The organism is Prevotella sp. P5-126 (genome assembly GCF_002251185.1).
Classification (GTDB): domain Bacteria; phylum Bacteroidota; class Bacteroidia; order Bacteroidales; family Bacteroidaceae; genus Prevotella.
On the sequence record NZ_NPIZ01000089.1, the window covers coordinates 38,077 to 59,022 of the forward strand.

At 44.8% G+C, this 20,946-nt stretch carries 14 protein-coding genes and 1 other RNA gene; 10 read left to right on the forward strand and 5 right to left on the reverse strand.

What is annotated here, in order from left to right; translation table 11 throughout:
* Positions 1-9 precede the first annotated feature (9 nt).
* The 7 genes from CIK90_RS10435 (at position 10) to CIK90_RS10465 (ending at position 13,013) form a co-directional block, all read left to right on the forward strand.
* Positions 10-2,808 (forward strand): SusC/RagA family TonB-linked outer membrane protein, encoded by a 2,799-nt coding sequence (locus CIK90_RS10435; RefSeq protein ID WP_094390584.1) that lies wholly within the window; start codon positions 10-12, stop codon positions 2,806-2,808.
* Between the two features lie 25 nt (positions 2,809-2,833).
* Entirely contained in the window at positions 2,834-4,633 is a 1,800-nt protein-coding gene (locus CIK90_RS10440) for a RagB/SusD family nutrient uptake outer membrane protein (RefSeq protein WP_094440344.1), read from the forward strand.
* 32 nt (positions 4,634-4,665) lie between these two features.
* Positions 4,666-5,706, forward strand: coding sequence for a DUF5627 domain-containing protein (locus CIK90_RS10445; RefSeq protein WP_094390582.1), 1,041 nt, complete (start codon positions 4,666-4,668; stop codon positions 5,704-5,706).
* Positions 5,707-5,737: 31 nt separating this feature from the next.
* Positions 5,738-7,990, forward strand: a complete 2,253-nt coding sequence (locus CIK90_RS10450) for an endo-1,4-beta-xylanase (RefSeq protein WP_094465263.1) — start codon at positions 5,738-5,740, stop codon at positions 7,988-7,990.
* Between the two features lie 158 nt (positions 7,991-8,148).
* Positions 8,149-9,618 (forward strand): PD40 domain-containing protein, encoded by a 1,470-nt coding sequence (locus CIK90_RS10455; protein ID WP_094465265.1) that lies wholly within the window; start codon positions 8,149-8,151, stop codon positions 9,616-9,618.
* Positions 9,615-11,051: a DUF6057 family protein gene (locus CIK90_RS10460; RefSeq protein WP_094465267.1), complete on the forward strand. Its 1,437-nt coding sequence runs from the start codon at positions 9,615-9,617 to the stop codon at positions 11,049-11,051. Before CIK90_RS10455 ends, CIK90_RS10460 begins: the two co-directional genes overlap by 4 nt.
* A 300-nt stretch (positions 11,052-11,351) precedes the next feature.
* On the forward strand, positions 11,352-13,013 hold the full coding sequence (locus CIK90_RS10465) for a putative transporter (protein WP_094465269.1): 1,662 nt from the start codon (positions 11,352-11,354) through the stop codon (positions 13,011-13,013).
* A gap of 106 nt (positions 13,014-13,119) precedes the next feature.
* Here the strand turns inward: CIK90_RS10465 and CIK90_RS14335 are convergent, their stop codons facing one another.
* A complete protein-coding gene (locus tag CIK90_RS14335; RefSeq protein WP_173815123.1) occupies positions 13,120-13,284 on the reverse strand; it encodes a hypothetical protein in 165 nt (54 codons plus the stop codon).
* Between the two features lie 845 nt (positions 13,285-14,129).
* Between CIK90_RS14335 and mtaB the strand changes: the two genes are divergently transcribed.
* Positions 14,130-15,512, forward strand: coding sequence for a tRNA (N(6)-L-threonylcarbamoyladenosine(37)-C(2))-methylthiotransferase MtaB (gene mtaB / locus CIK90_RS10470; protein ID WP_094435575.1), 1,383 nt, complete (start codon positions 14,130-14,132; stop codon positions 15,510-15,512).
* A 38-nt stretch (positions 15,513-15,550) separates the two neighbouring features.
* Positions 15,551-16,570, forward strand: a complete 1,020-nt coding sequence (locus tag CIK90_RS10475) for a glycosyltransferase family 2 protein (RefSeq protein WP_094465271.1) — start codon at positions 15,551-15,553, stop codon at positions 16,568-16,570.
* Here CIK90_RS10475 and CIK90_RS10480 read toward each other — a convergent pair.
* Entirely contained in the window at positions 16,552-17,814 is a 1,263-nt protein-coding gene (locus CIK90_RS10480; RefSeq protein ID WP_094435571.1) for a DUF4861 domain-containing protein, read from the reverse strand. The genes CIK90_RS10475 and CIK90_RS10480 overlap by 19 nt on opposite strands.
* A gap of 206 nt (positions 17,815-18,020) precedes the next feature.
* Here CIK90_RS10480 and CIK90_RS10485 point away from each other — a divergent pair, with 206 nt between their 5' ends.
* Positions 18,021-18,788, forward strand: coding sequence for a gliding motility protein GldB (locus CIK90_RS10485; RefSeq protein WP_144007365.1), 768 nt, complete (start codon positions 18,021-18,023; stop codon positions 18,786-18,788).
* 386 nt (positions 18,789-19,174) lie between these two features.
* Here the strand turns inward: CIK90_RS10485 and CIK90_RS10490 are convergent, their stop codons facing one another.
* The 3 genes from CIK90_RS10490 to CIK90_RS10500 form a co-directional block, all read right to left on the reverse strand.
* Positions 19,175-20,095, reverse strand: coding sequence for a TIGR01212 family radical SAM protein (locus tag CIK90_RS10490; protein ID WP_094465273.1), 921 nt, complete (start codon positions 20,093-20,095; stop codon positions 19,175-19,177).
* Positions 20,096-20,136: 41 nt separating this feature from the next.
* Positions 20,137-20,498, reverse strand: an RNA gene (rnpB, locus tag CIK90_RS10495) — RNase P RNA component class A.
* Between the two features lie 18 nt (positions 20,499-20,516).
* Complete coding sequence (locus CIK90_RS10500; RefSeq protein ID WP_144007264.1) at positions 20,517-20,942, reverse strand: hypothetical protein; 426 nt, start codon at positions 20,940-20,942, stop codon at positions 20,517-20,519.
* Positions 20,943-20,946: the final 4 nt, after the last annotated feature.

Here is a 20,946-nt window from a genome sequence, read left to right on the forward strand (position 1 = left end):
GAATAACAAATGAGACATATATATAAAGGACTTGCGTTGTGTGCAGCTTTGGTTGCAGGCTCAACAGGTGTTTATGCCCAAGAAGCCGAGACCGATACGCTCGACAAGGTGCAAGTGGCATTCCGCGCTGTCGATAAACAAGACCTTATGGGCGGTGTGTCGGTAATAGACATGAAGGAGATGGCCAAAAAGAACTATGCCACCAGCAGTATCGAGTATATCGAAAACGTGGTCGGCGGTGTCAATGGCGGTCTCTGGGGATATGGCGACTATCTCGTTGTGGTAGATGGAATGGTTCGCGATGCCAACAACGTGCTTCCACAGGAAATAGACCAAGTTACCCTGCTTAAAGGTTCGGCTGCCGTAGTGCTCTACGGACCACGTGCTGCTAAGGGTGTGTTGCAGATTACTACCAAGCGCGGACAGATGGGCGACCTCCGTATCAACGCACATGCTGACATGAGTATTGGTACTCCCATCTCGTTCCCCAAGTATCTGGGATCTGCTGAATATATGAGTTACTATAACCAAGCTCGTATCAATGACGGTTATGATAAGAACTATTCAGACGAGGAAATCTATAACTTCGCTTCTGGAAAGAATCCATACCGTTATCCTAACTTTGATATGTACGATAGCCAGTATCGTCGTGACTTCACCACTCGCTATGAGGGAATCGTCGAAGTTACCGGTGGTACAGAGCGTGTGAAGTACTACACTACTTTAGGTTACTATCGCAACAACGAACTGTTGAAGGTGGGTAATACCAAGGACAACTTTACCAGCCGTTTCTTCGTGCGTGGTAACATGGACGTGAAATTCAACGACTGGTTGTCTGCTAAGGCCGATGCTAATGTGACTTTCTACGATGCATTTGCTGCAAAGACTGATTGGTGGGGACAGGCCGCTACATTGCGTCCACATCTCGTTTCTCCATTGATTCCCATCAGTTTCATCGAGTCAACCGACAAAGTATCGCTCGGTTCGGTGATGAATAGTAACTACCTGCAAAATGGATTCTTCTTCGGTGGTACACAGTCGAACCCCACCAACCCTTATGCTGATGCTTTCGCAGCAGGTGACAACAAGTTTGTAAGTCGTCAGTTCCAGTTCAATACTGAGTTTGACATAAATCTCGCTGCACTGACACAGGGTCTGATGTTCCGTGCTAAATACGGTATCGACTATGCTTCTACCTACAACCAGGGTTATAGCAACAGCTATGCTACCTTCTCACCAACTTGGACTAACTATAACGGTCCTGACATGATTGGTAGCATCACCCAGTATGGTGAAGACAAGAAGACCGGTCAGCAGTATATCAGCGATTCTTCTTACCGCTATACTTATAATGTAAGCGGACAGTTTGATTGGGCTCGTACATTTGATGGCGTACATAACGTGTTCGCTATGGCACTCGCCAATGCTTGGCAGACTCAGCGCAATGGTCACTACCATCGCACTACCAATGCCAACCTCGGCTTGCAGTTGTCGTATAACTACGACCACACTTACTATTTTGACTTCAGCGCTGCTATGCCATATTCAACCAAGTTGCCTGCAGGCAACCGTGCTGCAATCTCTCCCACAGTGACTTTGGGATGGCGTCCTACTAAGGATGTGCTGAAAGATACTTTCGTAGATGATTTGATGGTGAACGTATCTGGTGGTATCATCAACCAGGATATCGACATCACTGCCAGCGATAACGAAGACGGATACTTCATGTATAAGACCATCTTACAGACTGGTGGATGGTATTCATGGGGTGACCTCGAAGGCGGTGCTGCTACTGAGTTCCAGCGTGGTGACAACTATGACATGGGCTTCGTAAAGCGTAAGGAGTTCTCTGTAGGTCTCCGCGGTTCGTTGCTCGACAAACTTATCACTTTTGACGTGAACTTCTTCACCAGCAAGATGGATGGTATGTTGACACGTGCTACTTCGCTCTTCCCGAACTACTTCACACAGACTGGTTATCCTACCTCTTCTATTATTCCTTATGTGAACTACAACATTGACAAACGTATTGGTGTTGACTTCAGTGTATATGGAAACAAGAAGATCGGTGAAGTGGATTTGAGCCTCGGTGTAAGCGGTACATGGTATAAGAGTACTGCCGACAAGCGCGACGAGAACATAGAGTTTGATTATCTCTCAGCTATTGGTCGTCCGCTCAACGGACTTTGGGGCTTGAAGAGCGATGGTTTCTTCAACTCACAGGAAGAAATCGATGCAGCTCCTGAGCAGACCTTCGGTGAGGTAAAACCTGGTGATATCAAGTATGTTGATATGAACAACGACGGTAAGATTGATGATAACGACCGCGTATTCCTCGGACGTTGGGACACTCCATTCCGCATGGGTCTGAACCTTACTGCTAAGTGGAAGAACTTCACCTTCTTTGCAATGGGTAACCTCTGGTTGGGTGGCCATGCCATGAAGAGCGACTCTTACTGGTGGGTTCGTGGTACAGGTAAGTACTCTGAGGTAGTTCGCAACGCTTGGACTCCCGAGACTGCTGCTACTGCCACTTATCCACGTCTGACCACTACCAATGGTGACAACAACTTCCGCTATTCAGACTTCTGGATGTACAGCACTGATCGCTTCAACCTCTCGCGCGTACAGATTACATACGCACTTCCAAGCAACCTCTTCGAAGGTTCGTTCGTACGTGGTATCGACGTTTATGTGGGTGGAAGCAACCTGCTGACCATTGCCAAGGAGCGTAAGATTCTGGAAACCAACATCGGTGGTGCACCTCAGATGCGCTCTTACAACATTGGTTTCAGAGCTTCGTTCTAATTAGTAACTCATAAATCAAAGAAAAATGAAAACATTCAAAAAAGTAGCAATACTTTCAACAATGATAGCTCCTTTGATGCTCTCGTTGACCAGCTGTGATGACTTGTTCAATCCAGCTCCAGAGAACTTTAAAGGCGAGGAAGACCTGAAGGAAATGCCTTCATGGGCTGCCGGACTGTTGGCACATGCCTATATCAGCAATCCTTTGGGTAACGGTGGTGAGAGCTATCCTTGGTCGGAAACCGCTACGGACGATGCTGTTTCAAACGATGTGAACAACGGATTCCGTAAAATTGCAGGCGGTGCATGGCGCAAGGACAATAATCCTCTCGACCAGTGGCAGCATCTGCGTGCCTCTATGCAGTATATCAACCTGTTCCTCAAAACTTCTGAGGACGTGACTTGGGCAGCTGACGAAGTTTCGTCAAAACTCTATAAGATGCGTTTCCAAGGTGATGCCTATGGTATGCGCGCCCTCTATATCTATCACCTGCTCCGTGCTCACGCTGGATGGACAGAAGATGGCAAACTGCTGGGTGTGCCCATTCTGACTGAGCCTGAGAATGTGAATTCACAGTTCAACTATCCACGTAACACATTCCAAGAGTGTATCGCTCAGATTGATGCCGACGTGAATAAGGCTGTGGAATTGCTGCCTGAAGAATATGGTGACGTCAATGCTGATGGTGATGTGCCTGCCAAATACCAGCAACTCGGTGCTGCTGCTTCGCAGTACAACCGTGTGTTTGGTGTGACTGCAAAGAACCGTATGAGCGCACGCATTGCTAAAGCTGTACGTGCACAGGCTTACCTCTTGGCAGCCAGTCCTGCTTTTGCAGAAGGTTCTGGTGTGACCTGGGAACAAGCTGCCAAGGCTATGGCTGACGTTTGCAAATATTTAGGTTCTAATCCTGTCTCACAACTCGATCCTAAGGGTGATGACTGGTTTACCAATGCCGACGCTCTGAAGAACCTCGCTAATGGTCAGAATACTAATGAATGGCTCTGGCGTACTAATGCTGGCGAAAGCTCTGGCATGGAGGAGAATAACTTCCCACCAACTATGTTTGGTAAAGGTCGTATCAATCCTTCACAGAACCTCGTCGATGCTTTCCCCATGGCAAACGGTTATCCCATCAGCGCTGCTGCAGCAAACTATGATGCTCAGAATCCATACGCAGACCGCGACCCACGTTTGGCTAAGTTCATTGTGCTGAACAAGTCTAAGTTTGGTGGCAAGGAAATCGTTACTGCTTTCGATGGTACTGACAACAATGCTATGGACAAGAAGGATGGTGAGTCAACACGTACTGGATACTACATGCGTAAACTTCTCAATGGTGATGTAAACTGTAATCCTACTTCAAAGCAGGGTAAACACCACATCAAACCACTCATGCGCTTCACAGAATTCTTCCTCGGATTTGCTGAGGCTGCCAATGAGGCATGGGGACCAAGAGACAGTCGTATGGGCTTCTCAGCATACGATGTGATGAAGGCTATCCGTGAACGTGCAGGCATCTGTGCCAACGTTGACGACCCCTATCTGAACGAATGTGCTGCCGATAAAGATAAGATGCGTGAACTGATTCACAACGAGCGTCGTATAGAACTCTGCTTCGAAGGATTCCGTTTCTGGGATCTCCGTCGTTGGAAGGCAGACTTGAATGAGACTGTCAAAGGTATGAAGATTACTGGCGACCCCGCACACTATGAGGTGGTTGACGTAGAAACACGTTCATACAAAGACTATATGTACTGGGGTCCTATCCCTTACAGTGAGACCCTGAAATATGATCAGCTCCAACAGAATAAGGGCTGGTAATCAATGACATTATTAATAAAAACTGAAAAACAATGAAAATGAATAATATCAAAGCGATGGTTGCCCTTGGGGTTCTGGCTCTTGCCTCTACTTCTTGTGAGAATGGCGATTGGGATTTCCCCGATTTCGAATATTCGACAACTTATTTCGCTTATCAGGGGGAACAGAACCCTATCCGTACCATTACTCTGGGTGAAGATCCTGAGTATGATACCAAACTGGACAATAACCACCAGTGTCAGATCATTGCCACAATGGGTGGTGTGTATGACAACAAAAACGATGTGATTATCCAGATTGCTGTTGACAACTCGCTTTGCGACGGTATGAAGTTCAAGGGCACAGATCAGCCTGTAGTGGCTATGCCTTCCAACTATTATAAACTTGCTGCCAATCAGATCGTTATCCCTAAAGGTAAGGTGATCGGTGGTGTGACTGTACAGTTGACCGATGATTTCTTCAACGATCCTAAAGCTACTGAACTCAACTACGTGATTCCTGTGAAGATGGTTAGCGCTGTGGGTGTTGACAGTATCCTCTCTGGTAAACCCAAAGAAGGTATTGAGAATCCTTCAATAACCAACCTTGGTGACTGGGATGTGGCTCCAAAGAACTACGTGCTCTATGCTGTGAAATATATCAGCAAGTACCAGTCAAACTATCTGCGTCGTGGTGTTGATAACTACGCTGACGGTAGAACAGTTGTACGTCATGCTGGATTCGTAGAGAAGGACGAAGTAGTGCTCAACCAGTTTAAGACTCTTGGTATCAATAGTGTACAGTGGGATCGTCCTGCAAAGGATAATGCCGGCAACAATATTGATTGCTTGTTGAAACTCGACTTCGATGGCAACGGTACTTGTACCGTATCGTCGAATGTAGAAGGTGTAACTGCTACTGGTACAGGTCAGTATGCTGATAAAGGTGATAAGAACAGTTGGGGTGGTAAAGACCGCGATGTGCTCTATCTTGACTACACCGTTGAGTATAGCGGCATCAAGTGTGCTACCAAGGATACATTAGTTGTTCGCGACCGTGGTGTGAAATCCGATTGGTTCGCCTTCGAAAAGTAATTAGGTTTCTGATTTAAACAATAACAAAAGTATGAAACATTCAAACAAGATTTTAGGAGCAATGCTGCTGGCTACTGCCGCTCTCGCCACTTCGTGTGTCGATGACGACAAGCTGGGCTATGCTTTCGAAAAACCAGCCTCTATTGCAGGCATGGAATATCTTGCAGACTACGACGCATTAAAAACATACGTCAACCGTTCAGAGCACCCCAACTTCAAGTTGGGTGTGGCTTTGGCTGCCTCTGACTATAATGCTGACGGTCTGGTGACCCGTTTGGCCAACTCTAACTATGACGAGATGACTGCGGGCAACGCTATGAAGTACGCTTCATGTGTGAAAGATGATGGCAAAATGGACTTCGGTGCCGTTGAAGCCTTTGTCAACAACGCTAAAGAAAATGGTATTACCATCTATGGTCATACGCTGGCTTGGCACTCACAACAGAACAATAACTATCTCAATGGTATTATAGCTGCCAAGGAAATTGAGGTGGATCCAGATGCTAAGGTTGATAAGATTGACTATGAGAAAGATTGGAGTACTGCCCCTGGCTATTATTTCTGGGCTCCAGATGAGGTAAAGGCCAATATCAAGGTTAACACCGTAGAAGGTGCTCTTCAGATTGACAACGCTAAAGCTATTGACAACTGGATGGTTCAGTATCATGTGGCTGATGGTCTGCCCACTGTTGCTGGTAATACCTATAAGTTGAAGATGACTATCAAGGCTACTGGTCAAGGTACCATGAGTTGGGGCGTTGGCGGCTGGGGTGGTCGCGCAGAAGGCTCTTTCGGTTTCGATACAGAATGGAAAGAGTTTGAGAAAGAGTTTGTGGCCACTGCCGATGGTGGATTTGTTCTCTGTCAGACTGGTCAGTTTGTAGGTTCCATCTATATCAAGAACGTTCAGATTACTCACTCTGAATCTCCTGTAATGGAAGTCTTCAAAGACTATATCACCAATGGCGCAATGGAAAGCGGTAAGTCAATGGATAACTTTGTGGTGGCTGAAGCAGGTAAAGGGCAATTCACTCCAACAGCTGTTGCCGGAGGTCCAGAAGGTAAGAACTGCATCGTAATCCATGGTAATGCTAATGCTGCAAATGAATGGGATACTCAGTTCTTCATCTATACTCCAAAGATAAATTGGAAGGCTGGTGACCAATATAAGATTTCATTCTACTACAAGGCTTCCGAGAACATCGGTTCTGCTACTCAGTGTCACGGTGCTCCTGGCGGTTATATCCACTGGGCTTGTCTCCCTGCCAATCCCAACTTTACTACCAAGTGGCAGAAGTATGAGATGACAGGAACCATCCCCTCACAGGTTACAGATGCTAACCCCATGCACTCCATTGCCTTCAATCTCAACATAGGTAAGGTTGATCACGCTGTTGACTACTATTTCGCTGACGTACATTGGGGCGTAATGGAGAAAACCAACAAGATTGAACTCACCGATGAAGAGAAGAAGGATACCTTGACTTGGGCTATGGATCAGTGGATTACTGGTATGATGAAGGCAACCAACGGCTATGTTACATCATGGGACGTTGTCAATGAGCCTCTTGCTGGTGATGACCTTGATGGTGATGGCAAGTATGACTTGCAGTCGGCTACTCGTGGTACAGTGAGCGAGAAAGATGCTGCCAACAACTTCTATTGGCAGGATTACCTCGGTGATGTTGACTATGTGCGCACCGCTGTGAAACTGGCTCGTCAGCGCTTCGCTGAGAATGGTGGTGAAGGTGAACTGAAACTCTTCATCAACGACTATAATCTCGAGTCTGATTGGGATGATAATATGAAGGCTAATTCGCTCGTGAAGTGGATTGAGGAATGGGAGAAGGACGGTACTAAGATTGATGGTATCGGTACGCAGATGCACATCTCTTACTATGCTAACGAGGCTACACGCAACTCGAAGTTCCAGCACATTGTGAAGATGTTCGAAATCCTTGCAGCTTCAGGTAAACTCGTGAAGATCTCTGAACTTGATCTGGGTTATGTGGATGCAGACGGTAACAAGCTGAAGACACAGGATCTTACTGATGAGCAACACAGAGAGATGTCTGAATACTACAAGAATGTTATTGCAGCATACTTCAAGTATGTGCCTGAAGCACAGCAATACGGTATCACCAACTGGTGTATTACCGATGCTCCTGCCAACAGTGGATGGCGTCCAGGCGAGCCTGTTGGACTTTGGGACAGCAACTACAACCGCAAACATTGCTATGCTGGTTATGCTGACGGTCTGGCTGGCAAAGGCACCGTAGAATAAGAAACTAGTTTTTATTAATACTTCAAGGATAACGTGTTTATCCGGCACGAGGACTGTGTCTCTGGCACGGTCCTCGTTTGTTTATCTATTTTTATGGTGTAAAGATGCTCTTATCTGACAAAAATTGAGTATCTTTGCATGTCTAAAACTATGGATAGATGAATGATTTAAAACAAATGATTATTGGGGTGGGGGCTTGTTGCTTCCTGCTATTCCTAATGGGGTGTGGCGGTATGCGTAAACCTGCAAAACAAAGCCAAGCGCTGCCCGGCATTTTTCCCGATTATACTGATGTGACTATTCCATCAAATATCGCACCACTCAACTTCATGATAGAAGGAGCTGAACATATTCAGGCGCGTTTCCTTGTGGCGGAACAGGAATTATTGGCTGTGTATGGCGACGAAGTTATTGATATTCCCGAAGACGACTGGCAACACCTGTTACAACAGACTGTTGGAAAGAAAATGCAGGTAGAGGTGGCTGTCTGGGATGAAAAGCATCCAGATGGTATCGGTTATCGTCCATTTAATATTTCTGTGGCAAAGGATAGTATTGATCCTTGGATTGCCTATCGACTGATAGAACCGGGGTATGAAGCATGGCAATTCATGGGCATCTACCAACGTGAGCTTGGTAGTTTTTGTGAGCGCGAGATCGTATCTAATAAAACTACAACGAGTGCTTGCATCAACTGTCATCATTTTGACCGACGCTCAGCGAAGCGCATGATGTTTCATGCCCGTGGAGAGAATGGTGGCACAATAATTCTTGATCAGGGGCAACTGAAAAAGGTGGATCCAAAGAAAATGGGACCACAGAAAGGTGCTGTCTATCCTGCATGGCATCCCGAAGGCAGATACATCGCTTTTTCATCGAACACCACCAACCAAACCTTCTTCGGTCAGGGGCGTCAGCCACTGGAAGTCTATGACCGTGCCTCAGACTTGATATTGTATGATACTAAAGAGAATCAGGTGACTGCAGACAATCGTTTTCTCAATGAAGAAAGAATGGAGACCTTCCCTGCTTGGTCACCCGATGGTAAGTGGCTCTATTTCTGTTCGGCACCTGCCAAGAAACTTCCTGATGAGCGCAAGGAGATGCATTATTCTATCCTGCGCGTGGCTTTCGACAGTCAAACAGGACTGTTGGGAGAACAGGTCGATACCTTATATAATGCACGTATGGAAGGAGGAAGTGCTTCGTTCCCACGAATCTCTCCCGATGGTCGATACCTGTTGTTTACTTTGGCGGACTATGGCACATTTCCTATTTGGCACAACGAGGCTGACCTGAAAATGATAGATTTAACGACGGGTAAACCTGTGAATGTGGATGCGTGGAATGCAAAGGATCAGACAGATAGCTATCATGCGTGGTCTGCCAATGGCAGATGGGCAATGATTGCCAGCCGGCGTCTTGATGGTCGTTATACTCGTGTATATTTCGGTTACCTCGATGCTAATGGCAAGGCACACAAGCCTTTCTTGTTGCCACAGAAAGATCCGCGCAGCAATACGCTGCGATTGAAATCATATAATATTCCTGACTTTGTGGATGGCAGGGTGGATATGCCCCAAGAGGTAGTAGAACTATTTCGTTGTCCCGATAAACTGATACAATGATGAAAATTCCCAAGATATCAACATCTGTGGCAATGGCTTTGTCTGCCCTTGCTCTCTTTGTAAGCCTTTGGCTCGTATGGTATAATAATTTTTATTATGTCCTGAAATGGATGGAGAATTATACATTCTATAGTTCTTCGTCTGACATGATATTCCTTGGTGCGGTAATGCCAGGAGACGTGTTGAAGGTTGTTGGAGCCTGGCTGATGCAGTTCTATTATTATCCAGTAGTAGGTGCTACTGTTCAGGCATTGCTTCCTGTCATGGTGTTTCTGGCTGCAGCTATTGTTGTGGTGCGCCTTTTCAAGGAATCGCGTAAACTCTTGTGGATAGCCATGATTCCTGTGGTCTATGTTGTGGGCAGCCAGTTCTGGGATAATGAATTGGACAAGACACTTACTGCCGTATTGGTTTCATGGGGCGTAGCCTTGATAGTATTCATCCTAACACTAAAAAATCGCAGAATATTCCATTTTCCGTCATTTATCTCGAATGGTTATGTGGCTGTGGTGGCCACGTTAATGCTCTTATTGGCTTCGGTCTATCAACTTGGTTATAAAGATAAATCCAACAATATACATGCGTTCTATTGTCAGTTGGAATGTCTTGCAGAAGACCGGCAATGGGATGAAATACTGGAACTTACACCTCCTGGGGTTGCACAAGAGAGTTTTATAGCCAGACGATTTGCCTTACTGGCTTTGATAGAGAAGGGACGTTTGAACAAAGAGATGTTCCTCTATGGCGTGACATCTGCGGATGACTTTATCTTCAAAGACCATGACGAACCGCTCTGCCGCCATTTCAATAGCCTGTTTTTCCGTTCGATGAATATGCCCAATGAGGTTGTTAGACAGAGTTTTCAACAGCAGATACTATCAACCTTCGGTACCAGTTTTAATGTACTTCGACGATTGGCAGTAACCAATTTGGAAATAAAAAACTATCCGTTGGCAAAGAAATACCTTGATATATTGAGTCATTCGACCGTGATGAAGTCATGGGCAGAAGAACATCGTCCGCAGTTGGAAGCCATTAAAAATGCTAAGCCCGACTATGAACAACGGTTGGATCAATTCTATTCTGCTGATCTTCTGGTAGCTATGGTAGCTATGGCAGACCGCTATCCGACAGAACGGAAATATGCAGATGTGCTGCTTTGCGCTCTATTGGCCAATAAAGACGGTAATCAGTTTTATCCAGCCTTTAAGGTTATTGCTGAACGACAATATGCGCACGGAGAACCTATTCCTGCCTATTATGAGCAGGCATTGATGTTGGTAGCGGCCTCAGAACCCGAGGTGATGCAACTCTACAAGATTAGTCAGCAGACGCAGGATGCTTTTCAGAATGTGATGAAACTGCTCAACAGTGGACAGAAATCGCAACTTCCCAACTTGCTCCCTAATTCTTTCTGGGCATATTTCTTTTAAAAGAGAATATGAAGTTTTAGATTGAATTTAACCCAAATCGATCGTTAGAATTCGCAAGACAACTTTTTCTGATGACCGATTTGGGGTTTGTGTTTATTTTTTCATTCGTACCAGTTCTTATTGGTATTTTGAGGCTTAATGTTGAGTAATTCAAACTTTTTGTTTATCTTTGCATAAGAATTCTTTTCACCCATGCCTTGATTATTGTGAGGCAGAATAGATATGGGGGAAAAATAGCGTATGGAATATCAAGAAACAGAGAATAAATAAGAAAACTACTCGTTAAAAGAACAACAAGAAATGGAATGGATTGAAAGTCTTTTTACTATACACTCAGCAGTACAGACTGTAGTGGTGCTGTCGCTCATTACCTCTTTAGGACTTGCCCTTGGTAAAATTCATATCAGAGGCATTTCGCTAGGCATGGCTTTTGTGTTTTTTATAGGTATTGTGGCAGGAAGCCTGCATTTTTCTGCTGACGAACAAATGCTGACATTTGCTGAGACATTCGGCTTGTCGCTATTTGTTTATGCCTTAGGACTGCATGTGGGTCCCAACTTTATTGGTATGATGCGTCACGAAGGTACGAAACTCAATATATGGAGTATGGGAGTAATTGCGCTTGGCACGGTCATGGCGCTATTGTTATGTCTGGTATTACCCATTTCAGTACCTGATATGGTCGGACTCCTCTGTGGTGCTACCACCAATACTCCGGCACTTGGTGCAGCCCAACAGGCACTTTCCAATGCCCATCTGTCGCATAGTGGTGCTGCACTGGGTTGCGCTGTGACCTATCCACTTGGTGTGGTTGGTGTGATATTTGTTATGATTCTGTTGCGAAAATTCTTTGTCAAACCGGAAGATTTGCAACCTCATAATAAAGATGATGAAGACCAGACATTTGTTGGGCAGTATGAAGTGGTGAATCCTGCCATTTCGTGTAAAACGATTGCTGAAATATCGCAGATGACACACCGTCAGTTTATTATCTCGCGCATATGGCGTGGAGACCGTGTGATAGTACCTATTGCCTCTACCGAATTACAAATAGGTGATAATGTGCTTGTGGTGACTAAACGTGATGAGGTGTCTGCCATGGATATTCTCTTTGGTAAACGCGTAGTGAAAGACTGGAATAGGGAGCAGATAGACTGGAACTCTATAGATTCATCGGTGGAGAGTCGTGTAATTGTCATGACACAAGTAAAACTCAATGGTAGAACGCTCGGTTCACTCCATATCCGACAGACTTATGGGGTTAATGTGAGTCGTGTGATGCGTGGCGATATCAAACTGCTTGCTACCGATGCTCTCCATTTGCAATATGGTGACCGAGTGACCGTGGTTGGTACTCCAGATAATCTTGACCATGCAGAAGCTTTCTTAGGTAACGCAGTACAAGTGCTCAACGAACCTAATCTCGGAGCCATCTTCTTCGGATTACTGTTGGGACTTGCCTTAGGAATGATTCCGTTTTCTATTCCAGGAATGAGTACTCCTGTGAAACTTGGAATTGCCGGTGGTCCGATTATTATGGGAATTTTGATAGGTGCCTTGGGACCTCGTGTACATTTCATTAGTTATACTACGCGGTCGGCGTCGCTCATGTTGCGCAAGTTGGGACTTTCGCTTTATCTGGCCTGTCTGGGCTTGGCTGCCGGTAAGGATTTCCTTGCAACCATCATACGTCCTGAAGGTTTACTGTGGGTAGGAGTTGGTCTATTGCTTACTATGCTTCCACTTCTTATCATAGGCATTATTGCCCTGAAGGCCAAGAAATTTGATTTCGGTACTATATGTGGTCTGCTCTGTGGTTCGATGGCAAACCCCATGGCATTGGGTTATGCCAACGAGACCATTGAGGGCGAACATGTTGCCGTGGCCTATACTTCGGTTTATCCTCTCGGTATGTTTGTAAGAGTGATAATTGCTCAGGTGATTATCATGTTTATGGTTTAGAACGTAGGGGAAAGGTGAAGTAGAACTTTTCCCTTTTGTTGCATAAGGACAAAAAATAAGCCGCTAGACTCTCGTCTAGCGGCTTTTTCTCTCAATTCGTAGCGAATTAGTTTACGCTATCAGTTGCAACGCTATCAACTGCAGTGCTGTCAGCAACGCTGTCAACAGCAGCTACAGAATCGGTGTCAACCTCAGCAGTCTGAGCTTTGTTACCACATGATGCGAAAGAGATAGCTGCAATAGCTACGAACATAAATACCAATTTTTTCATTTTTCTTTGCTTTTTAAATCTGTAAAACAATCATTTGTTTATTAAAACGTTGCAAAGGTAGGCATTTTTTCAATACGTTGTTCTTTTTTTTAAGACTTTTTTTAGTGTTGTTTTGTAACTTTTTCGCAAAGTGTTGATATACAGGTATATACGAAATGTTAAAATTTGGATAATCTTGGCGCATTTCTTAAAAAACAGCGAAAAACCCGTTTTTTGCATTTAATTGAGCACATTGTCTTTTACCCAATTTGCCTCTAAATTGCCGTTCTATGGGCAATTGAGGCCAATCATCAACTAAGAAAGCACCGTTTATATCGCTTTTTACTATCCCTGTATTAGCAGTTTTGTGTAGGTTGCGTCTCTCTCTTACTTACTTTTGTTCTCCCATCGTGTTCCTATTATCGTCCGTCAGTTATGGGACTTGCTTGGGATTTACTTATGACTTACTTGGGATTGACGAGGTAAATAGGCTGTGTGCCTTATGGGAACTGAGTTCCCGAAGACATCCCGAACTCATCCCGACGGTATAAGATAGGTATAGTAATTATTGGAAGTGCTTAATTTGGGTCCGGAGAATGGAATGTAGAAAGAAAAACTTAATTTTCTTTTTGTATTCTTCTCACTTAATCGTACCTTTGACCTGTCGGTCTTAGGTACTCGCATTCGATAATCCAAAAGAAAAACATAATTTTCTTTTTGTATTCTACTCACTTAATCGTACCTTTGACCTGTCGGTCTTAGGTACTCACGTTCGATAATCCAAAAGAAAAACTTAATTTTCTTTTTGTATTCTACTCACTTAATCGTACCTTTGCACGAGAAAACGTAATATATATAAATAAGGTATGATTGATACATCGGCATTTCAAGGAAAACGAGCCGCCTATTTTACTTTGGGTTGTAAACTGAACTTTTCTGAAACATCGACTTTTGGAAAGATGCTCCATGATATGGGAGTGACAACAGCACAGAAAGGTGAACGGGCAGACCTCTGTCTCATTAATACATGCTCTGTTACGGAGGTTGCCGACCATAAATGCCGTCAGGCAATTCATCGTTTGGTGCGCCAGAATCCTGGTGCTTTTGTTGTCGTTACGGGGTGTTATGCTCAGTTGAAACCTCAAACGGTGAGTGAAATAGAAGGGGTAAGTCTTGTGCTTGGTGCTAACGAGAAGGCGCAACTCATCCAGTTCCTCTCAGAGAAATGGGGTGAAGAGTTGGGTAGAGCCGATATTTCTGTTTCCGATGGGCAGGATGAAAAGACTAAATCCGGAGAAGGCCACTATTTTGTGCAGAAAACCAAAGATATCAAAAGTTTTGCACCCAGTTGTTCACGAGGCAATCGCACTCGCTATTTCTTGAAAGTACAGGATGGTTGCGATTATTTTTGCACCTATTGTACCATTCCATACGCACGTGGCTTCAGCCGCAATCCAACCATCGCCTCTCTGGTGGAACAAGCAGAGCAGGCAGCTGCCGAAGGCGGCAAGGAAATTGTGTTGACTGGTGTGAACATCGGAGACTTTGGAAAGACTACCGGTGAAAGCTTTGTAGATTTGGTTAAGGCATTGGATGGAGTGAAAGGAATCTCACGTTACCGTATCAGTAGTCTTGAACCCGACTTGATGAGCGATGAACTCATCGACTATTGTGCTCAGAGTCGTGCTTTCATGCCCCATTATCACATACCGCTACAGAGTGGAAGTGATATGGTATTGAAATTGATGCACCGCCATTACGACCGTCAACTCTTTGCCGATAAGATACATCGCATCAAGGAAGTAACACCTGAAGCTTTTATCGGCGTGGATGTTATGGTGGGGTGTAGAGGCGAAACACCAGAATGCTTTGAGGAAACATTTGAATTCCTGCAATCGCTTGATGTTACCCAGCTTCACGTGTTCCCTTATTCAGAGCGTCCTGGAACATCGGCACTCTCCATTCCCTATGTGGTCAGCGATCAAGATAAGCGTGAGCGTAGTAGAAGACTGTTGGAACTCTCCGATCAGAAGACCGAAAATTTCTATCGCCAGTTTATTGGCACTACAGCCGAAGTTCTGTTTGAAAAGGCACCACGAGGCAAAGCCATGCATGGATTCACCAAAAACTACGTTCGTGTGGAACTTCCTGCCGCAGAAGCACGTGAGGAATATGACAACCAGCTGATGACCGTCAGACTTGGCGACTTCAATCACGATCATAGTGCCCTACGTGTTACATTAAAATAAACAAGAACATCACAACTCAATATCACAACCCGCAAAAGATGGATAAACTGGCAATTGTTATTCTCAACTGGAACGGACAGAAAATGTTGCATCAATATCTGCCTACCGTTCTACAATACTCCAAGGATGAAGCTGTAATCTATGTGGCAGATAATGCCTCGACAGACCAATCGCTCGCTATGCTTGCCAGCGAGTTTCCATCGTGCAGAACCATTCCTCTTGATAAAAACTGGGGATTTGCTGAAGGCTACAATAAAGCGTTGAAACAGATAGACGCAGAGTATTATCTGCTGCTCAACTCTGATATTGAGGTGACCCATCATTGGCTGACACCCCTTATCGAGTTTATGGATGTACATCCTGAAGTGGCAGCCTGTCAGCCTAAGCTCCTTTCCATCTATGACCGCGACCGATTTGAGTATGCTGGAGCAAGCGGAGGTTTCATCGACTGTTATGGTTATCCCTTCTGTCGCGGACGTGTGTTCGAGACGGTAGAACAGGATAACGGACAATATGATTTCCGGCAGGAAATACATTGGGCAACAGGTGCTGCTATGATGATTCGTTCTGCCGACTATTGGGCTGTGGGCGGACTTGACGGTCGTTTCTTTGCGCATAATGAGGAAATCGACCTCTGTTGGCGATTGCGTATTAGCGGACGAAAGATATATTGCTTGCCAGAGAGTTACGTCTATCATGTGGGAGGAGGAACGCTCCCTAAGGGCAATCCCATGAAGACCTTCCTCAATTTCCGCAATAATCTTACCATGCTTTATAAATGTCTGCCCGATAAACAGCTTCACAAGGTGATGCTGATACGTTGGGTGCTTGACTATGTGGCTGCATGGAAGTCGCTCCTGCTTGACCGTAATGTCAGCGAGTTCCTGGCTGTTTATCGTGCACGCCATGCCTTCCGCCGTTGGCGTAAGGATTTTGCAGAAGACCGTAAAACAATTCAGGCCGGCAGAACTTCTGCCAGCCTGCCGGATACTTGTACGTTTAGTATTCTTTGGCAGTATTATGCCAAAGGGCGCAAACGTTATTCGGATTTTGTTTGACGGAGCTTTTCCGTTACCACAACGGGATTCATGAGGTCTTTCTTCCACAACTGGAGATAGTCGAACCAGTCTTTGGCAGAATGATAGCCAAAGGTCTCGTTGTCAGAACCGAACGTGATATAGTAGCGCATGGCCTTATCGATACCGCCGATGACATAAGGATAGTTGTCTTTGTTGGCAGGCTGTTCGCTCACAACATGTTTCATGGGAAGGCAAATGCCCAATCCAACTGTTTCGCGCTTATGACCTACAGAATCTTTGGCAGATACCGTCCAGTCAGAACCCCAACAACCGCGTAGTCCCTCATGATCGGAATATTCCGTTGAGTTTTTTATATTGATGATACCTGTAGAAAATTGATGGTTGGCAACTGCTTGTCTGAAAAATACATCAACTTGGCAGTCTCGGCGACCAGCATAGAGCGTGTAGCGTGTGGTCATCGTTATAGGATAGGGATGGAAAGCGTTGTTGCCCGTTTTGTCTTTCCAACCATCGTCCACCACTTCTACTATCGTGCGTAAGGGCCCGTAGCTGATGATGCGTTCTGTGCGATGATCCACATCCTCCAACAGGGTAGGCTGCTGTCCGTCCCATCCGCGCATAGTGCCCAGTCCAAATGTGTTACCCACCCAGAGCACGTCGTCACCATAGCCTGCCTCCTTTTGCTGCTTGTTGGTGTAGAATTGTGTTTCCTTCAGTTCCAGTCCCTTACGGTATTTTCCATAGAGATCTACGGTCTGACGATGATCGAAATAGATGCGATAAGCCACTAACTCGTTTTCAAAGGCTGGTCCGTGGTGATGCATCTGCCAGTAAGGGTTTGTGCCGTTCTCAACGGTCAGACTGCTGATAAACAGGTTTTGCTCGTTGTTGGACTTTACTTTCTTGTTGAGCAGTATCATATCAGCATACACCAGAGGCTTGTATTTTCTTGGTTTTCCGCTGTTGAGCAGTTCTACGTTGTAGGTTGTCGTAGATTTCTTTGGCATATCTGCCATGAAACAGAGTTCATCGTAACAGCCGTCACCATTGAGGTCGTCCAGCTGAGATGCAATTTCCTGCCCGTTCATTTTAACGATGGCTTGACGGATGTCAGTACCGTATGGAGCAAGATTAATCACGATGGGTTGGGCGGTACGCTCCGTCTTCATGGTGTTTTTTACAGTAATGTCTAATTGTTTCTGTGCCATCAGTACACAGCAAGACAAGCCACAGAGGGCAATAGTTGCTATTTTACGTTTCATATACCGAAAATCTCTTATGTTTGTTTTCTGATTAGTTTTTCTTGTGCAAAATTAGCCTTTTTACCTTGTTTTTTATCTTTTTTTTGCTTAAAACTTGGAATATAAAATATTTTTTAGTAAATTTGCGGTGTATTTTAACATTATATAATATTACAAAGACGGCCTTTTTTATATCAATGCGGAAAACTTATATACTTTTGTCGGTTGTGATGCTGATATGCCTCGGTTGTGAGTGGCGCCTGAAATCGGGCGATACTGAAATGGGGCATGACCAGTCGTTGATAGACCGATATGATCGTATTGAGATGCTTTATCTGACCACTGGCGATTATTCCGCTTTGCAGCAGATGCAATCCGACTATCCTGGTCAAACTCGGATGTTGATAGAGGATGTGTTGCATATAGGCCATGTGAATGATGTTGGCATCAACCAACGTTTCCGCCATTTCTTCTGCGATTCTACGCTTCAGCGCTTGTTGGCAGATGTACAGGTGGAGTTTGCCAGTCTTGATGATGTGTCGCATGACTTGCAGAAGGCTTTCAAGCGCATGAGAAAAGAGTTTCCCGATATCGTGCTTCCTACCATCTATACTCAGATTGGTTCTTTTGACCAGAGCATAGTAGTAGATAGCAATATGGTTGGTGTCTCGCTCGATAAGTATTTAGGTGCCGACTATCCATTTTATCTGCAGCATTATTCTGACGCGCAGCGTGCGATGATGACTCGTCAGATGATAGTTCCCGATTGTGTGGCATTCTATATTTTGAGTATGTTCCCAACACCTGATGGCTTGACCAAAGCGGAAATACATCGTGAGCTGCGTGCTGGAAAAATTCAATGGGTTGCTAATCAGATTGTTGGAAGGCGTGCTTTTCGTAATCCAGAAGTTGATGCAATAGATCGCTATATGAAGTCTAATCGACACAAGTCTATTCAGCAGTTGCTCAACAGTCACGATGCTATCGTGGAATGAGCAACCACGTTTCTTTAGATGGTTGCCCTTTGTACTTTAGAATCCCATAGTTTTTATTTGTGCCCTTTACTTTGAGAATCTTATGTAAAGAAATTGTGCTAATATTTTTCGTTTAGCTCCATTACAGTATTACAGTATTACAGTTTCTGAAAACGATTTTTAGGCTTATATAATGGATTTTTCATGTTTTTGCTTGGTAAAAATGCTGGAAACCCATTGTTTTTGCTTTTTGAAAACTGTAATACTGTAATACTGTAATGGGTGTAAGATAATGTGGTGTAAATATATACTCAGCGTTGGGTGCTTCAAAAACGGGGCTGATACCATCATATAATGATTGCTATTAATCCCCAATTGTTCATAAGACTATTGCCAGTCATAAAACCTTATTGATATCCGAGTGCATGATAGAGCCGGCCTTGTTGGGCATTTGTCCTCGTCATATAGTTTAGAAGGCGGTCGGTAAACTCATGGTTTTTCAATCCCCAATGTGGGGCAATCTTCATCTCTTTTGGCGATTGCGACACGAAACGCTCTACCACGATGTCAGGTCTTAGTCTTTCCAAATAGGCTGTAACCAAACGGATGTATTCATCAACGGTATAGAGCGGAAAAGGATTTTGTTGGTATAGGCGTGCCAATGGTGTGCCTTTAATGATTTGCAATTGATGGATTTTTAATAAGTCGAGTGGTAGGGCAGATATCAAATCGGCTTGGCGCATGCTTTCTTTCTCATCTTCACCAGGAAGTCCCAATATGACGTGCCCACCAGTAAGTATGTCTCTGTCATGAGTTGCTTTGATTGCTTGACATGATGTCTCAAAAGTATGTCCGCGGTTGATGAGTTGCAGCGTGGTGTTGTTGGCAGACTCGATGCCGTATTCCACGATGAGAAAGGTCTGTTGGTTCAGTTGTTCCAGATAGTTGAGTGTTGTTGCGTCTATGCAGTCTGGGCGTGTGCCGATGACCAGTCCTACCACGTTTTCTACGTCAAGAGCTTCCTCGTAGCGGCGTTTCAGTGTGTCTATATCTGCATAAGTGTTGGAGTACGCTTGAAAATATGCCAGATATTTCATATCCGGATATTTATGACTGAAAAACTGTTTTCCCTCTTCCAGTTGTGTCGTGATGGATTTCTCAGGATTACAGTATGATGGATTGAAGGTACGGTTGTCGCAGAAGATACACCCTCCTGTACTGATGTGTCCATCTCGGTTGGGACAAGAGAAACCAGCATCAACGGAAATCTTCTGTACGCGAAATGGAAACTGTTGCCGTATCCATGTACTGTAGGAGTTGTAGCGCATGTTGTAGGAAGATAAGGAAAGTAAAGAATATAAAAAAAAGAGTAAACAGTGTTTCTGTAAGCCGGGTTCTGTTCCTTGCTAAAGCAAGGCGTCTGCCATTTATCTACTACGCAGGTCACCCTACGTCTCTAGCATTCTACCCTCCATCGTTGTTACTCGGGCGGACAACCCTCAGACGATGGTTTACGTGAACTTGCAGCTCCCAGATGGAACAGCCCGACGATCACCCGTCGGCTGGTGGTCTCTTACACCACCTTCTCACCCTTACCCTTGCGGGCGGTCATTCTCTTCTTCCATATCCAGCTGTCGCCAACTGCTTCTGTTTTCGGAAGTGGGACGTCCTATGCTGCCCGGACTTTCCTCTCGCACCATTGCTGATGCCAGCGGCAGACCGAAACACTGTTTACTATCTTTTCTGCGTTTATTTCTTTGGTTCTTCTTCTATGTCAAGATTGACTGTAGAGAATTTGAAGTCGTTGGTATTGAGATACTTCATATCGTATTTGCGTTTCGACTTCAACGTGTATTGTTTTCTCATTTTGAGATATTTCTTCTCTGCATCTTCTCTTTTGAGTGCAAATATTACCAAGCAAACCCTATTGGGGTGTTGTTGTGCTGTGAGGTATTCGTTGAGTTGGCGTGAGTAGTGTTCTCTGCCCAACAGAAATTTTGTTTTGCTTTCTATCCAGACGTTGGTGATTTCCTGCACATCGGTCATGTAGATGGTGGAATCTTGGAAAGAAGCTGAAAATCCAAAGATATAGACTTTCGGAGTCTTTATGTTTTTGGCGTTGACTACCATTGGCATGGTTAGCGCCATGAGAAGCAATAATATTGCTTTTGTCATTGTT

What these genes read in the sequence shown, in the direction of transcription:
- CIK90_RS10435 (WP_094390584.1), top strand. Translation starts at nt 10, where the DNA reads ATGAGACATATATATAAAGGACTTGCGTTGTGTGCAGCTTTGGTTGCA.
- CIK90_RS10440 (WP_094440344.1), top strand. Translation starts at nt 2,834, where the DNA reads ATGAAAACATTCAAAAAAGTAGCAATACTTTCAACAATGATAGCTCCT.
- CIK90_RS10445 (WP_094390582.1), top strand. Translation starts at nt 4,666, where the DNA reads ATGAAAATGAATAATATCAAAGCGATGGTTGCCCTTGGGGTTCTGGCT.
- CIK90_RS10450 (WP_094465263.1), top strand. Translation starts at nt 5,738, where the DNA reads ATGAAACATTCAAACAAGATTTTAGGAGCAATGCTGCTGGCTACTGCC.
- CIK90_RS10455 (WP_094465265.1), top strand. Translation starts at nt 8,149, where the DNA reads ATGAATGATTTAAAACAAATGATTATTGGGGTGGGGGCTTGTTGCTTC.
- CIK90_RS10460 (WP_094465267.1), top strand. Translation starts at nt 9,615, where the DNA reads ATGATGAAAATTCCCAAGATATCAACATCTGTGGCAATGGCTTTGTCT.
- CIK90_RS10465 (WP_094465269.1), top strand. Translation starts at nt 11,352, where the DNA reads ATGGAATGGATTGAAAGTCTTTTTACTATACACTCAGCAGTACAGACT.
- CIK90_RS14335 (WP_173815123.1), bottom strand. Translation starts at nt 13,284, where the DNA reads ATGAAAAAATTGGTATTTATGTTCGTAGCTATTGCAGCTATCTCTTTC.
- mtaB (WP_094435575.1), top strand. Translation starts at nt 14,130, where the DNA reads ATGATTGATACATCGGCATTTCAAGGAAAACGAGCCGCCTATTTTACT.
- CIK90_RS10475 (WP_094465271.1), top strand. Translation starts at nt 15,551, where the DNA reads ATGGATAAACTGGCAATTGTTATTCTCAACTGGAACGGACAGAAAATG.
- CIK90_RS10480 (WP_094435571.1), bottom strand. Translation starts at nt 17,814, where the DNA reads ATGAAACGTAAAATAGCAACTATTGCCCTCTGTGGCTTGTCTTGCTGT.
- CIK90_RS10490 (WP_094465273.1), bottom strand. Translation starts at nt 20,095, where the DNA reads ATGCGCTACAACTCCTACAGTACATGGATACGGCAACAGTTTCCATTT.
- CIK90_RS10500 (WP_144007264.1), bottom strand. Translation starts at nt 20,942, where the DNA reads ATGACAAAAGCAATATTATTGCTTCTCATGGCGCTAACCATGCCAATG.